The following is a 12789-nucleotide window of genomic DNA, read 5'->3' as shown; positions in this document are numbered from 1 at the left end:
TCTGGGGGATGTCCATGAAGCTTCTGCGTCTCGCCGCCGCCCTGCTTGCGGCTGTCGCCTGCGCCTGTTCGCCGGCCAAGAACGAGGACGCGGCCAAGGCCCCGGACGGGCGCACGGTCATCCGCTTCGCCACCGACTGGAAAGCGCAGGCCGAGCAGGGCGGCTTCTACCAGGCCCTGGCGACCGGCGAATACGCCAAGCGCGGCCTGGACGTGCAGATTGTCCAGGGCGGGCCGGGCGTGAACGTGCCCCAGCTCCTGGCCTCCGGCGCTGTCGAGGCGGGCATGGGCTCCAACAGCTTCATCGTCATGAACCTCGCCAAGGAGCAGATCCCGGTGAAGGCGGTCGCGGCGATGATGCAGAAGGACCCGCAGGTCCTGATCGCCCATCCCGACCAGGGGCTCGAGAAGATCGCCGACCTGAAGGGCCGCCCGATCCTGCTGTCCGACGCCTCGGTCTCCGCCTTCTGGGTGTGGTTGCGCGCGAAATACGGCTTCACCGACGACCAGGTGCGCAAATATACCTTCAACGCCGCGCCGTTCCTGGCCGACAAGCGCGTGGTCCAGCAGGGCTACATCACCTCCGAGCCCTACACGATCGAGAAGCAGGCGGGCCTGAAACCCAAGGTGTTCCTGCTGGCCGACGAAGGCTACCCCGGCTACGCGACCATGATCCTGGTCTCCGACAGCCTGATTCAGAAGAACCCCGCCGCGGTGAAGGCCTTCGTCGAGGCCTCGGCCGCCGGCTGGAAAAGCTATCTCGACGGCGACGCCACGCCTGGGGACGCCCTGATCCGCAAGGACAACCCGGAAATGACCCAGGACGTCCTCGACCAGGCCCGCGAAAAGATGAAGACCTACGGCATCGTGGACTCCGGCGACGCGCAGACCGGCGGGATCGGCGTGATGACCGACGCCCGCTGGGCCGAGTTCTTCGACCTCGCCGCCGCCCAAGGCGTCTACCCCAAGGACATGGACTACAAGCGCGCCTACACCCTGCAGTTCGTGACGAAGTAGCGATGGTTGGCTTCGTCAGATCCTCCCCCTCTGGGGGAGGTGGATCGATGCGCAGCATCGAGACGGAGGGGGCCTGCTCTTCCGATGGAATGAATCGCAGTCCCCCTCAGTCCGCCATTCGGCGGACAGCTCGCCCACAGGGGGAGCATCTGTGGGTGCAGCCCTCGTGACCGTCGCGGCGCTGGAAAAGGTCGAGGTCGACTATCCCGGCCGCGGCCGGGCGCTGGGGCCGATCGATCTTGCGATCGACGCCGGGCGCATCCTGGCCCTGGTCGGTCCGTCGGGCTGCGGCAAGTCCACCGCCCTGCGCCTGCTGGCGGGGCTGGAGGGCCCGACCCGCGGCCAGGTGCGGCGCGCCGCCGGGCGCGGCGAGACCGCCGTGGTCTTCCAGGCCCCCACCCTCGCCCCCTGGCTCAGCGCACGCGCCAACGTCGCCCTGCCGCTCGAACTCTCCGGCATGGACCGCAAGGCCGCCGCCGCCCGCGCTGATGCGGCCCTTGCGCGCGTGGGCTTGGCGGGCGCCGAAGCCGCGCGGCCGGCCACCCTGTCGGGCGGGATGGCGATGCGCGCCTCCCTCGCCCGCGCCATGGTCACCGAACCACGCCTGCTGCTGCTGGACGAACCGTTCGCCGCCCTGGACGAGATCACCCGCCGCACCCTGGCCGACGACGTCCTGAAACTGTGGCAAGCCGCCCAGCCCGCCATCGTCTTCGTGACCCATAATGTCGAGGAGGCCGTCTACATGGCCGACCGCGTGGCTGTGCTGACCCGCGGCCCCGGCCATCTGGCCGGGATCGCCGAGGTCGATGCGCCCCTGCCCCGCCCCGCGGGCTTCCGCACCTCCCCGGTCTTCCGCGACGCGGTAGAGCAGGTCTCGGCCCTGTTGGCTGAGGGCATGGGGGCGACGGTATGAGCCGGCTGCTCGCCCCGCTCGTCCTGGTCGCCCTGCTGCTCGCGGCCTGGGAGATCGCCGTCCGCGCGCTTGGCGTACCGGCCTATTTCCTGCCGCCGCCGTCCGGCGTGGCGATCGCGCTCGTCCAGGACCTGCCGGCGCTCGCCGCCGCCTCCTGGATCACGCTTTCGACGGCCCTGATCGCGCTCGCCATCGCCAGCCTGACGGCGGTCGGCCTGGCGGTCCTCGTCGGGCTCAACCCCTTGCTGGAAGCCGCCGTCCGGCCATTGGCCTCGGTGCTCCAGGTGACGCCCGTGGTGGCCATCGCCCCGCTGGTGCTGATCTGGGCCGGCATCGACCACCCCGAGCGCGCCATCATCGCCCTGGCGGTGCTGGTGGCCTTCTTCCCGATCTTCTCGGGCGCGGTCACCGGCCTGCATGCAGCCGATCCGGACCTCGAGCGATTGTTCGACCTCTATGGCGCGTCGCGCTGGCAGCGGGTGACGCGTTTGCGCCTGCCCTCGGCCGCGCCCTTCCTGCTGGAGGGCCACAAGGTCGGCGCGGGTCTGGCCATCATCGGCGCCGTGGTCGCAGAGTTCGGCGCCGGATCTGGCGGCGTCCGCGGCCTCGCCTGGCAGATCCTCGACGCCGGCAACAAGCTTCAGACCGCCCGGATGATCGCCGCCCTGGCGGTGCTCGGCCTGATGGGCGTGGCGCTGCACGCCTTGCTGGACCGGATCGAGCAGGCCGGCCTCAAATGGTGGCGCGGGCGTTAGGCTTGGCCGTTAGGCGCGAATTAAGCGACCTGGGATTAACGATGCGGGCATGCGCGTCGCTCTCGCCATCGCTGTCGGGCTCGCCTGTCCATCCCTCGCCGCGGCACAGGCCGCCGGCGATCGCTATGGACCGCCCTCGGCTGCGCGCCTGACCGCCGTCGCCGGCGAAGCCTATCGCGGCCCGACCCTCGCCTGGACGAACAAGGCCGCGGCCGAGCCGACCGCGCAATCGGCCCTCCCTCCGGCTCCGACCGCCTATCGCGAGGCGCGGGTCTATGCGCCGTTCCAGCCTCAGGTTCCGCTGCCGTTGCAGCAAGTCCGGCAACCGGCCCCGGCGGCCGTCGAGCCGCCGGCCTATCGGCCCGTCGCTTCCGCGCCCGTCCAGCCTCCGCTCCAGGCGCAGGCTCCGCAGCGCATGGCCGCCGTGGCGCCCGCAGCCGGCGGCCACACGCGCTTCTACTCGGTCCATCGCGGCTACGGCCTGACGCCCGACGCCATCCCCGAGCCGCCTGCCGGCGACCGTTACGTGCTCATCGGCCCGCCAGACGCGCCCGCCCCGAAAACCGACGAACAGGACGGCGAGCCCCTCGGCTCGCGTCCGGATTCCTTCTGAAGACGACACTTCCATGGCCCGCAGCAAGCTTCACGATCTTCTCGAAATGGCGCGCGAACCGTCGAGCGAGCGGCGGCGCGAGCTGCTGCGCGGCGTGACGGACCTGTTCTTCTCGAGCGAAGAGGTCCGCGGCGAGGAGATGGAGCTGTTCGACGACGTGCTGAGCCAGCTCGCCGGCGAGATGGAAGAAGCCGTGCGGCTGGAGCTCTCCCATCGCATGGCCCAGAGCAGCGCTCCCCCGCGCGGCCTGTTGCGCGACCTGGCTCGCGACACCTCGATCACGGTCGCCGAGCCGATCCTCGCAGGCTCGCACGCCCTGACCGATGATGATCTGCTATCGGTCGCCCGCACCCGCGGCCAGGACCATCTGCGCGCCATCTCCCAGCGCCCGATGGTGTCCGAGGCGGTGTCGGAAGCCATCGTGGAGCGTGGCGACGACGACACGGTCAGCCTGCTGCTGGCCAATAACGGCGCGCGCATGTCGCGCGAAACCCACGAACTGGTCGTCGACCGCGCGGTCGAGAACCCGGCCCTGCACGCCGCCGTCGTCGGGCGCAAATCGTTGCCGGTAGATCTGCTCAACGAAATGTACTTCGTGGTCGAGGCGCGGCTGCGCAGCGAGATCCTCGCGCGCAACGAGGCCATCGACCCGGCCGAACTCGACGCCGCCCTGGCCGCCGGGCGCAAGCAGCTCGCCACGCGCGACGGCGCCCTGCCCAGCGACTACGCCGAGGCCGAATCTCAGGTGCAGCTCCTGCGCGCCCGCCGCGCCATCACCCCGCAGGTGCTGGCCGGCTTCCTGCGCGCCCGCGAGACCACCAAGTTCCTGGTGGCCCTGAGCGAGCTGGCCGACATCGATTTCCACACCGCCCGCCGTATCCTGGAGCGGCGCGAGCTCGACGCCCTGTCCATCGTCTGCAAGGCCGCGGGCTTCGAGCGCTCGCTCTATCTCACCTTCGCGGTGCTGATCCTCGACCGCGACGCCAACGCCATGGGCCGCGCGCGCGAATACGGCGAACTCTACGAAAGCCTGCCGCGCGAAGCCGCGCAGCGGACGATCCGCTTCTGGCGCATCCGCCGCGAGGCCGGCGACATGGCCGCGGCCTAATAGGCCGGGCGAGCGGTCGCCGGACCGGCCAGGCGCTCCAGCGCGTCGGCGGCGATCACGCAGAGCGAGCGCAGGCCCAGTTCCCCGAACACGTCCAGCGCCGCGTTCAGCGCCATGGCCGCGCTGGCCCTCTCGCCGCGGTCCTGGCCGGTGATGTCCAGCCGCGCCTCGTAAAGCCGTGCGAGATTGACCTGCAGCAGCGCCCAGGCGGCCGGGTCGCGCCGGGCCGAGATGTCCGCCAGCTCGATCTTGAAGGCGGCCTCGGCCGCGTCCAGCACCGTCAGGTCGCCCGACAGCTCGGCCGACCGCGCCAGGCAAAGCGCCCGATTGGAAGCGCCGAACGCCCGCAGCGACAGGCCCGGCGCGGTCTTCAGCACATGGGCCGCGCGGTCGTAGCAGGTCACCGCCTGCTCGTAGGCGCGTTCCGAAGCGCCCGCCTCGCCCAGCGCCTGCAGCCCCTGGGCCAGGGCCGTCTGCACGCGCGCCCAGTCCAGCGGGCTGTGCTCGCGCGAGAGTTCGCCGGCCACGTCGGCCAGCGCCGTCACCGCCTTGGCCAGCGGCTCGACCTCGCCCGAGGCCTCGCCGATCAGCGCCATGGCCTGGCCGCGCAGGGCGCAGGCCCGCGCCCAGCTCAACGGCTCATAGGCCGGGTCGAGCCCGTCGGCCGCCCGCGCCGCCTCGTCGCGGCCAAGCGCCAGGATGTCGATGTCACGCAGGCGCGCGCCCCAGCCGATCATGATGTCGGCCGCCACCAGCCGCGCCTCGACCGCCAGCAGGCGCGCAGCCCGGCAACGACGGGTGAGGTTCTGCAGCGCCACGATCGGCGCCGCCAGGCGCTGGAACGCCGCGCGCGCGGCGCGGGCGTCGAGGAGGCCCATCTGCTCGCGCGCCTCGATGGCCGCCACGCCGATGTCGGCCAGCGGCAGGGCGAGGCCCCCGCGCGCCGCCGCGCGCGCCTCGCGGAAGGCGACGTCGGCAGCCGCGTTCAATCCCTCGTCGCCGAACAGTTCGGCGCCCAGCATGGCGCAGAAGGCCTGCTCGCAGCGGGCCCGCGCCCAGCCGTCGGGGCGGCGCTCGCGCCCGAAGGCCTCGGCCGCCGCCTCGGCGGTCGCCGCCGCCTTGCGCAGGATCGTCGCATCGCCCGAACGGCGCGCGACCTCGCGCCAGACGATGGCCGCCTCCAGCCGGCGTTGAGCCTTGTCCTTGGCCCCCACGCGGCCCGCGGCGATATCGGCCGCGCGGCCTTCCTGTGAGATCATCCGCAGGTCGAGCAGTTCGAGAAGCGAGGCGTCCCCGCCGGTCAGCCCGTCGCGCGGCGCCCTGACGGCGTCGGCGCCGAACAGGCGTTTCAGCTCTCGACCGAACTCGAACATTCGACGGCTCCGATCACCCATGGCGTCTCATCGCGAGACGCCCTCGGAGGGTTCAGATCGGAAACAGCAAAGCCGGAGCCGAGATCGTAAACAAGTGGTTAACGCGGCCGTTATGGTTAACAATAACTGAATAATTCGTGTTCGGCGCGTGATCCGAACTGGCGCAAAACTTGCTTAACCGCCGTTAGGCCCGTTCCTTCGACCGTTCGAAGCCGATCTTCGGGAAACGCTCTCCCACATAGCCGATCTCCCAGGACGACTTGCCCAGGAAGACGGGCTGTTCGTCGATGTCGACCGCCATGGCGCCCTTGTGCTTGCTCGCGAAGTCCTCGACCTCGGCCTTGTCGCCCGACAGCCAGCGCGCCTCGGCATAGGGCGCCGGCTCGAAGATCACCTCGAGCTGGTACTCGTTGGCCAGCCGGTCGGCCATGACCTCGAACTGCAGTTGCCCCACCGCGCCGACGATGAAGTCCGCCCCGATCACCGGGCGGAAGAGCTGCGTCACCCCCTCCTCGGCCAGGCCTTCCAGCGCCTTCTTCAGGTGCTTGGCCTTCAGCGGGTCCTTCACCCGCACCCGCTGCAGGATTTCCGGGGCGAAGTTGGGCAGGCCCGCAAAGCGCAGGGTCCCGGTCTCCGACAGGCTGTCGCCCACCCGCAGCACGCCATGGTTGGGAATGCCGATCACGTCGCCGGCGAAGGCCTCCTCGGCCAGTTCGCGGTCGGAGGCGAAGAACATGATCGGCGCGTTGACCGAAAGCTGCCGCCCGGTGTTCTGCACCTTCATCTTCATGCCCCGCTGGAACTTGCCCGAGGTCAGGCGCAGGAAGGCGATGCGGTCGCGGTGGTTGGGGTCCATGTTCGCCTGGACCTTGAAGATGAAGCCGGTGACCTCCTTGTCGCCCGGCGCGACGTGGGTCGGCTCCCCGTTCCGCACCGCAGCCACGGCCTTGGGCGGCGGCGCATAGGCGCCCAGCCCCGCCAGCAACTGGTCGACGCCGAAGTGGCGCAGGGCCGAGCCGAAGAACACCGGCGTCATGTGGCCTTCCAGGAAGGCCTGCGGATCGAAGGGCTTGGAGGCCTCCTGCACCAGCATGGCGTTCTCTTCCAGCTCGGCCTGCTCGTCGGGGTCGAGATAGCTGACGATGGCGTTGCCCTCGAACGCCACCGCGCCGGGATGTCCCCCGTCATTGTCCGAAGCCTTCTTGACGAACGGGAAGAACTTCTGGTCGCGCAGGTCCAGCATGCCCTTGAACCGCCCGCCCGAGCCGGCAGGCCAGAACAGCGGCGCCGGGTCCAGCGCCAGCTTGGAGGCGATTTCGTCCAGCAGTTCGATCGGGTCCTGCGCCTCGCGGTCCATCTTGTTGATGAAGGTCACGATCGGGATGTCGCGCAGGCGGCAGACCTCGAACAGCTTGAGCGTCTGCGGCTCGATACCCTTGGCCGCGTCCAGCACCATGACCGCGGCGTCCGCAGCCGTCAGGGTACGATAGGTGTCTTCCGAGAAGTCTTCGTGGCCCGGCGTGTCCAGCAGGTTGAACATCAGCCCGTCGTGATCGAAGGTCATCACGCTGGCCGAGACGGATATCCCGCGCTCGCGCTCGATCTTCATCCAGTCCGAGCGGGTGCGGCGGTTCTCGCCGCGGGCGCGCACCGCGCCGGCCGCCCGGATCGCCCCGCCGGCCATCAACAGGTTTTCCGTCAGGGTCGTCTTGCCCGCGTCAGGGTGCGAGATGATGGCGAAGGTGCGCCGGCGCGCGGCCTCGGCGGCGGGAGAGGTGCTCATGGGCGGCTGGTAGCGCAGCCGCGCGGCGCGGGAAAGCCTGCGTTACGCCGCCAGCCGCCGCCAGACCTGGCGATCGGTCCAGACGGTGTCGAGCTGACCCTCGTTCTGCCGGGTCGACAGCCGCGCCATCACCTCGAAATCGACATTGGCGTAGCGGATGGCGACGTCCTCCGGCGCGCAGCCATAGGAGGGGGCGACGAACAGCGCCGCATTGATCGACGGCGCCTTGGCGATGATCAGGGTCGCCAGCCGCCTGGCCCGCTCGGGCCGGTCGAAATGCAGCAGCGGGTCCTCCGCATAGAGCTCCTGGCCCAGCTTGCTGACGATGTTGAACGGAAGCGCCTTGAACCGCTTGCCGGCCATCTTCGGGGACAGCGACGCCCCGGCCAGGTTCAGGACGACATCGTTCAACAGGAACAGCATACGCAGGCAGGCACTCGCGTTCGGGGCGCCAAGCCTTGCCATGAACGTGCTTTCGCCGCCGTTGAGAGACGCGGTGAATTGCCCGGTAAGGGTGAATCCTAACCCTGTTCCACCGGCTCGGTCAGGAAGTGACGGCCGTCCCGATCCTCGATCTCCACCACCCATATGTCGGGGTCGATGCGCGCCGCCCGCTCGATATAGCGGTCGAGGTCGGCTTCGGCCTCCGACGCGGCCGGACGCATCCAGACCCGCTCGCCATCGCCGCGCGTCGCCTCCGCATAGAGCCGCGTGGTTCCCTCGCCCCGATGCAGCACCTTGACCAGCACGCTGCCGGCCCGCACATCGCCCTTTCGCGCCACCACCGCAAAGCCGCCGCCAAGCTCGACCCGGCGGATCAGGGCGGCGACCCAGATGTCGGTGGAAAGAAGCATGCGACCTCGTAACGGAACCGAAAGGCTGCCGCTCTAGGCTGCCCCGCAAAAGCTCTCGAACCTATACGAGAAAAACAAAAGGCATGACGAGTACGCGCAGAACTGCGCGGCGCGTCGTGTGTGGATGGATGGGGCTGGCCGCTGCGGGGGGGCTTCTCGCGGCGCCCGGGGTTTCGACGGCTGGCGCCGCCGACCTCTTCTACGAGCGCACGGTGATGACCGCCGCCGACGCCCGCTGCGGGCTGTTCGAGCCACAGATCGCCGCCGCCCTGGCCGCCGGTCAGGCCCAGGCGCGCGGCGCGGCCATCCGCGCCGGTGCCGGCAAGGACACCCTGGCGCGCATCGAGCGCCGCGCCAGGACCAAGGCTGCGGCCGCCGACTGCCGCTCGGGCGATCTGCAACTGGCCGCCGACCGCGTCCGCGACGCCTTCGCCGGCTATTCGCAACTGGCGCGGATGACCTATCCGGGCGAGATGGCCGAGTGGCGCGCCGACCGCGCCGCCGGAACCGCCGCCCGCTGGCGGCTGCAGCAATCGACCCGCTTCGGCTGGGACCAGATGACCTTCGGCTTGGCGGGCCGCGAGGGCGCCAACGCCCTGATGGCGGTCGCCACCTTCTCCGACGGCCGCGCGCCCTATGCGGCGCGGCTGATCGTGCGCGACGCCGACGTGACGCTCGGCCCCTATCTCGACGCCCGAGGCCAGCAGCTCTCGCACCTGCCTCTGGCCCGACGCCTGCCGCCGCCCGCCGGCCAGCGGACCTACGCCGCCGAAGCCCGCAGCCCGGCCGGATCGGACCTGCTGCCCAAGGGAACCAAGACCGGCTGGGCCTTCCGCTTCCCGGCCGACGCCGCCCAGGTCCTCAGCCAACTGGACCCGCGCGAGGCCATCGCGGTCGAGTTCCTGTTCGCCGGCTCCGGCGGCGACGCCGCCCGCCGGGCCTATGTCGAGGTCGGCGACTTCGCCGCCGGCCGCGCCTTCCTCCAGGTCGCGAACCGCTAGGCTGGATCACGCTCGAGTCTCTTTGAATTCAGAGCATTTTCTGCGCCGAACCGGCAGCCGCTTCGGCGGAAAATGCTCCAGGCAGGCGCTCTATGGCGTATTGGCCGCCAGAGGCGTCTCCACCACCGGCAGCCGCACGGTAACGGCCGCGCCTTCCCCCAGGCGGCTCTCGATCGTCATCGCCCCGCCGTGCAGTTCGGCGAACGAGCGCACCAGCGACAGGCCCAGGCCCGTACCCGCCGCCTTCTGCGTTGCCTCCCCGGCCTGCTCGTAGGGCCGGCCCAGACGCTGCAAGTCCTCCGGCCCGATGCCGACTCCTGTATCGGCCACCACCAGCTCCAGATTTCGCCCGTCGCTCAGCAGGCTCACCGTCACCGATCCGCCGCGCGGGGTGAACTTGAGCGCATTGGAAATCAGGTTCAGCACGATCTGCTTCAGCGCCCGGCGGTCGGCGACCACCTCCAGCGGTTCCCTGGGCAGCACCCCGCGCAATTGCACCCCGGCCCGCTCCGCCTGGCCGCGCATCAACCGCAGCACCCCGGACACCGCTTCCTTCGCATCGAAGGGTTCGAGCGCCAGCTCGAACCGTTCGGCCTCGATCTTCGACATGTCCAGCACGTCGTTGATGAGGTCCAGCAGGTGCCCGCCAGACTCGTGGATCAGGTCGGCGTACTCGGCGTAGCGGTCGGAGATCGGCCCGAACAGCCGCTGACGCATGATGTCCGAAAAGCCCATGATCGCATTGAGCGGGGTGCGCAGCTCGTGGCTCATATTGGCCAGGAAGCGGGACTTGCCGGCGTTCTGGGCCTCCGCGTCGTTGCGCGCCTGCTCCATCTCGACTTCGCGGGCGTGGGCGGCGCGCGCGTCCCGCAGCCCGGCGACCATCCGCGCCCCCCGGCGGCGCACGTCCAGCACCATCCAGCCATCCGCCGCCCCGGCCGGCGCGAACGCCGCTTCGCCGGCCCCGCTGCGCCGCGCTTCGGCGATCGCCGCGGCGACCTGCTGGCGGAATCCCGCCGCCGCCAGCTCGGTCATCATGCCGCCTTCGCGCACCTCGATCCCGGCCGGAACCGGCCCCCAAGCGCCGCTGATCCGCCCGGCCTCGTCGATAGCCAGCAGCAGATGCGGCTGATCGTGCAGCGCCTGGCGAAGACGCGCCTCGGAGAGGCGCCGCCGGCGGGCGTCCAGGCCGACGCTCCGCTGCATCACCACCAACCCGGCGGCGAGGCCGAGGATGATGGTGGCCAGGGCCAGGACGCCCAGCACCGCCTCATAGGCCGGATGCAGCACGATTCCGCGCAGGGTCAGGCCGCCGATGGCCGCAAGTCCGGCCGCGCCGAGCGACACCGCCGCCCCCAGCGCCAGGCGGTCCGTGCGGCCCATCACCGCGGCGGCGGCCACCGGCGCCAGGCACCAGACCCCGAACGGCCCGGCCACCCCGCCCGTGGCGCTGGCCGCCACGGCTGCGACGAACCCCAGTCCGACGATCGTCAGGATCGCCGGCAGGCCGGCCGCCCGCGCCGTCGCGCTGGTCGTCCTGACTGGCGGGCTTTCGGTCACGGCGGGCTTCGGGGCTCCAAATTCGGTCGGCTGAACCTAACGGGGCTGGTGAGTCCCTGCGAGGGCGCTCGCGTCCCACGCGACCGCTGACCTGGGGGCGACGCACGCCTTCCTGTTGATCGAAACCAAATCGAAAGGCGGCGAGGCCAATACTGAAGCCTCCGAGACCGCGAGGCTTTCGTTCGTACCCATGGCCCAAGCGGCGCACAGCCCCCGCCCCGTCCCGACCGCGTCCGACGCCCCCGAGCGGACGCGCCCTGCGGACTCCTCACACGAAGATGCGCGCCGTTCGTTCCTGCGCATGGCCAGCCATGAGTTGCGCACGCCGCTGAACTCGATCCTGGGATTCTCCGAAATCCTGGAGTCAGAGCTCTACGGCCCGCTCGGCGCGGCTCAGTACAAGGAATATGCGGGCATCATCCGCACCAGCGGCCAGCGGCTCCTGCGCCTGGTGAACCAGGTGCTCGACATCGCGCGCCTCGAAAGCGGCGCCATGGACCTGGCGCTGGCGCCCGAGCCCGTCGATCACGCCCTGGACGACGCGGTCGACGGCCTGGCCGACGAAATTGCCCAGCGGCGGCTGACCATCATGGTCCATGAGCGGGGCGGCCTGCCCTCGGTCCAGGCCGACGCGCGCGGCCTGCGCAACATCCTGGCCAACCTGCTGCACAATGCGATCACCTTCTCGCCCAAAGGCGCGGCGATCGAGGTGTGCGCCCGCGTGGTCGGCGGCCATGTCGACATCGCCATCCTCGACCACGGCCCCGGCGTCGATCCGGGCGATATTCCCAGGCTGCTGCAGCCTTTCGAGCAGGGCGAGGACGCCCTCACCCGCCGCATCGAGGGCGCCGGCCTTGGCCTGCCCATCGTGCAACTGCTGTGCGAAGCCATGGGCGGACGGCTGAAGCTCGCCTCGCCGCCCGGCGCCGGCCTGACCGCCATCGTGCGCCTGCCGCTGGCTTGAGGTCGGTTGCGCAACCTCTCGCGGCCCCCTAAGTCGCTGTCGCACATGAAGACCATCGACCAAGAGCTGACCGACCTCGCCGAGGAATTCGACCTGCTGGACGACTGGGAGGAGCGCTACCGCTACGTCATCGAACTGGGCCGCGAACTGGCGCCGCTGACCGACGCCGAGCGCAACGAGGCCAACAAGGTGCGCGGCTGCGCCAGCCAGGTCTGGCTGGTCACCGAACCCCAGGCCGACGGACGCGTGATCTTCAGGGGCGATTCCGACGCCCATATCGTGCGCGGCCTGATCGCGGTGCTGCTGCGACTGTTCTCCGGCAAGCCGCCGGCCGCCATCCTCGCCTTCGATCCCAAGGACGCCTTCGAGCGCCTGGGCCTGGCCGGGCACCTCTCGGCCCAGCGGTCGAACGGCCTCGCATCGATGGCTGCGCGCATCCGTCGCGACTCCGAGGCGCTGACCGCGGCCTGACGCTTCGGCCGCAAAAGGGTCAGGCGGCCCGGATGCCCGAGACGGAGGTGTCGCCCTGCACGCCGACGACCGCGTCGTAGCCGAGGATCATGTCGACGTCCCGGCCGTTGGAGGCCAACGGCAACCGCAACCACAGGATCGAGATGTGCGCCGCCCCGCGCCAAGCCAGGCTGTGCACGCCGACCGCCGGGCGGCGGTCCTCCACCACCTTGCTCAGTTCGCCCCGCCAGTAGTCCGCGGCGGCCGGGTTATAGACCTCCCCCAGCCGCCGGCCGGTGATCTCGCGCCCGTAGACGCCGTACAGGCCGGTGCCCGCCAGGCGCAAGCGGAAGTCCATCGGCTCACGCTGGACGTCGATGAGGCTGATGGTCGGCAGCA

At 70.6% G+C, this 12789-nt stretch carries 14 protein-coding genes; 8 read left to right on the top strand and 6 right to left on the bottom strand.

Features of this window, described 5'->3' with window-relative positions:
* The first annotated feature begins 8 nt into the window (after nucleotides 1-8).
* From ACE3TL_RS04015 to ACE3TL_RS03995, 5 genes are all read left to right on the top strand, one after another.
* A complete protein-coding gene (locus tag ACE3TL_RS04015) occupies nucleotides 9-1016 on the top strand; it encodes an ABC transporter substrate-binding protein (RefSeq protein WP_374577438.1) in 1008 nt (335 codons plus the stop codon).
* Nucleotides 1017-1167: 151 nt separating this feature from the next.
* Nucleotides 1168-1929: an ABC transporter ATP-binding protein gene (locus ACE3TL_RS04010; protein WP_374577437.1), complete on the top strand. Its 762-nt coding sequence runs from the start codon at nucleotides 1168-1170 to the stop codon at nucleotides 1927-1929.
* Complete coding sequence (locus tag ACE3TL_RS04005; protein WP_374577436.1) at nucleotides 1926-2684, top strand: ABC transporter permease; 759 nt, start codon at nucleotides 1926-1928, stop codon at nucleotides 2682-2684. The genes ACE3TL_RS04010 and ACE3TL_RS04005 overlap by 4 nt, the downstream gene beginning before the upstream one ends.
* Before the next feature lie 49 nt (nucleotides 2685-2733).
* Entirely contained in the window at nucleotides 2734-3297 is a 564-nt protein-coding gene (locus ACE3TL_RS04000; protein WP_374577435.1) for a hypothetical protein, read from the top strand.
* Between the two features lie 13 nt (nucleotides 3298-3310).
* Nucleotides 3311-4405, top strand: coding sequence for a DUF2336 domain-containing protein (locus ACE3TL_RS03995; RefSeq protein ID WP_374577434.1), 1095 nt, complete (start codon nucleotides 3311-3313; stop codon nucleotides 4403-4405).
* On the opposite strand, the gene ACE3TL_RS03990 is transcribed toward ACE3TL_RS03995, so the two are convergent.
* The 4 genes from ACE3TL_RS03990 to ACE3TL_RS03975 form a co-directional block, all read right to left on the bottom strand.
* Nucleotides 4402-5778 (bottom strand): hypothetical protein, encoded by a 1377-nt coding sequence (locus tag ACE3TL_RS03990; protein WP_374577433.1) that lies wholly within the window; start codon nucleotides 5776-5778, stop codon nucleotides 4402-4404. The genes ACE3TL_RS03995 and ACE3TL_RS03990 overlap by 4 nt on opposite strands.
* 184 nt (nucleotides 5779-5962) lie before the next feature.
* Nucleotides 5963-7561, bottom strand: coding sequence for a peptide chain release factor 3 (locus tag ACE3TL_RS03985; protein WP_374577432.1), 1599 nt, complete (start codon nucleotides 7559-7561; stop codon nucleotides 5963-5965).
* Nucleotides 7562-7603: 42 nt separating this feature from the next.
* Nucleotides 7604-7972, bottom strand: a complete 369-nt coding sequence (locus tag ACE3TL_RS03980) for a hypothetical protein (RefSeq protein ID WP_374577431.1) — start codon at nucleotides 7970-7972, stop codon at nucleotides 7604-7606.
* A gap of 110 nt (nucleotides 7973-8082) precedes the next feature.
* On the bottom strand, nucleotides 8083-8415 hold the full coding sequence (locus ACE3TL_RS03975) for a DUF1491 family protein (RefSeq protein WP_374577430.1): 333 nt from the start codon (nucleotides 8413-8415) through the stop codon (nucleotides 8083-8085).
* Between the two features lie 128 nt (nucleotides 8416-8543).
* Here ACE3TL_RS03975 and ACE3TL_RS03970 point away from each other — a divergent pair, with 128 nt between their 5' ends.
* Nucleotides 8544-9416: a hypothetical protein gene (locus ACE3TL_RS03970; RefSeq protein WP_374577429.1), complete on the top strand. Its 873-nt coding sequence runs from the start codon at nucleotides 8544-8546 to the stop codon at nucleotides 9414-9416.
* 90 nt (nucleotides 9417-9506) lie between these two features.
* On the opposite strand, the gene ACE3TL_RS03965 is transcribed toward ACE3TL_RS03970, so the two are convergent.
* Nucleotides 9507-10976, bottom strand: a complete 1470-nt coding sequence (locus tag ACE3TL_RS03965; protein WP_374577428.1) for a sensor histidine kinase — start codon at nucleotides 10974-10976, stop codon at nucleotides 9507-9509.
* 115 nt (nucleotides 10977-11091) lie between these two features.
* Here ACE3TL_RS03965 and ACE3TL_RS03960 point away from each other — a divergent pair, with 115 nt between their 5' ends.
* Entirely contained in the window at nucleotides 11092-11940 is an 849-nt protein-coding gene (locus tag ACE3TL_RS03960; protein WP_374577427.1) for a sensor histidine kinase, read from the top strand.
* A 45-nt stretch (nucleotides 11941-11985) separates the two neighbouring features.
* The gene (locus ACE3TL_RS03955) at nucleotides 11986-12411 is read left to right on the top strand and encodes a SufE family protein (protein ID WP_374577426.1); all 426 of its coding nucleotides are present in this window, start codon (nucleotides 11986-11988) and stop codon (nucleotides 12409-12411) included.
* 19 nt (nucleotides 12412-12430) lie between these two features.
* On the opposite strand, the gene ACE3TL_RS03950 is transcribed toward ACE3TL_RS03955, so the two are convergent.
* On the bottom strand, nucleotides 12431-12789 hold a 359-nt coding region (locus tag ACE3TL_RS03950), incomplete at its 5' end, for a PAS domain-containing protein (RefSeq protein ID WP_374577425.1).

The organism is Phenylobacterium sp., assembly GCF_041920015.1.
Classification (GTDB): Bacteria; Pseudomonadota; Alphaproteobacteria; order Caulobacterales; family Caulobacteraceae; genus Phenylobacterium.
The sequence above is the reverse complement of the archived record's forward strand: the minus strand, read 5'-3'. Positions and strand labels throughout refer to the sequence as shown.

Coding starts and splice junctions, on each gene's coding strand:
- ACE3TL_RS04015 (WP_374577438.1), top strand. CDS start 9: ATGTCCATGAAGCTTCTGCGTCTCGCCGCCGCCCTGCTTGCGGCTGTC.
- ACE3TL_RS04005 (WP_374577436.1), top strand. CDS start 1,926: ATGAGCCGGCTGCTCGCCCCGCTCGTCCTGGTCGCCCTGCTGCTCGCG.
- ACE3TL_RS04000 (WP_374577435.1), top strand. CDS start 2,734: ATGCGCGTCGCTCTCGCCATCGCTGTCGGGCTCGCCTGTCCATCCCTC.
- ACE3TL_RS03995 (WP_374577434.1), top strand. CDS start 3,311: ATGGCCCGCAGCAAGCTTCACGATCTTCTCGAAATGGCGCGCGAACCG.
- ACE3TL_RS03990 (WP_374577433.1), bottom strand. CDS start 5,778: ATGTTCGAGTTCGGTCGAGAGCTGAAACGCCTGTTCGGCGCCGACGCC.
- ACE3TL_RS03985 (WP_374577432.1), bottom strand. CDS start 7,561: ATGAGCACCTCTCCCGCCGCCGAGGCCGCGCGCCGGCGCACCTTCGCC.
- ACE3TL_RS03975 (WP_374577430.1), bottom strand. CDS start 8,415: ATGCTTCTTTCCACCGACATCTGGGTCGCCGCCCTGATCCGCCGGGTC.
- ACE3TL_RS03970 (WP_374577429.1), top strand. CDS start 8,544: ATGGGGCTGGCCGCTGCGGGGGGGCTTCTCGCGGCGCCCGGGGTTTCG.
- ACE3TL_RS03955 (WP_374577426.1), top strand. CDS start 11,986: ATGAAGACCATCGACCAAGAGCTGACCGACCTCGCCGAGGAATTCGAC.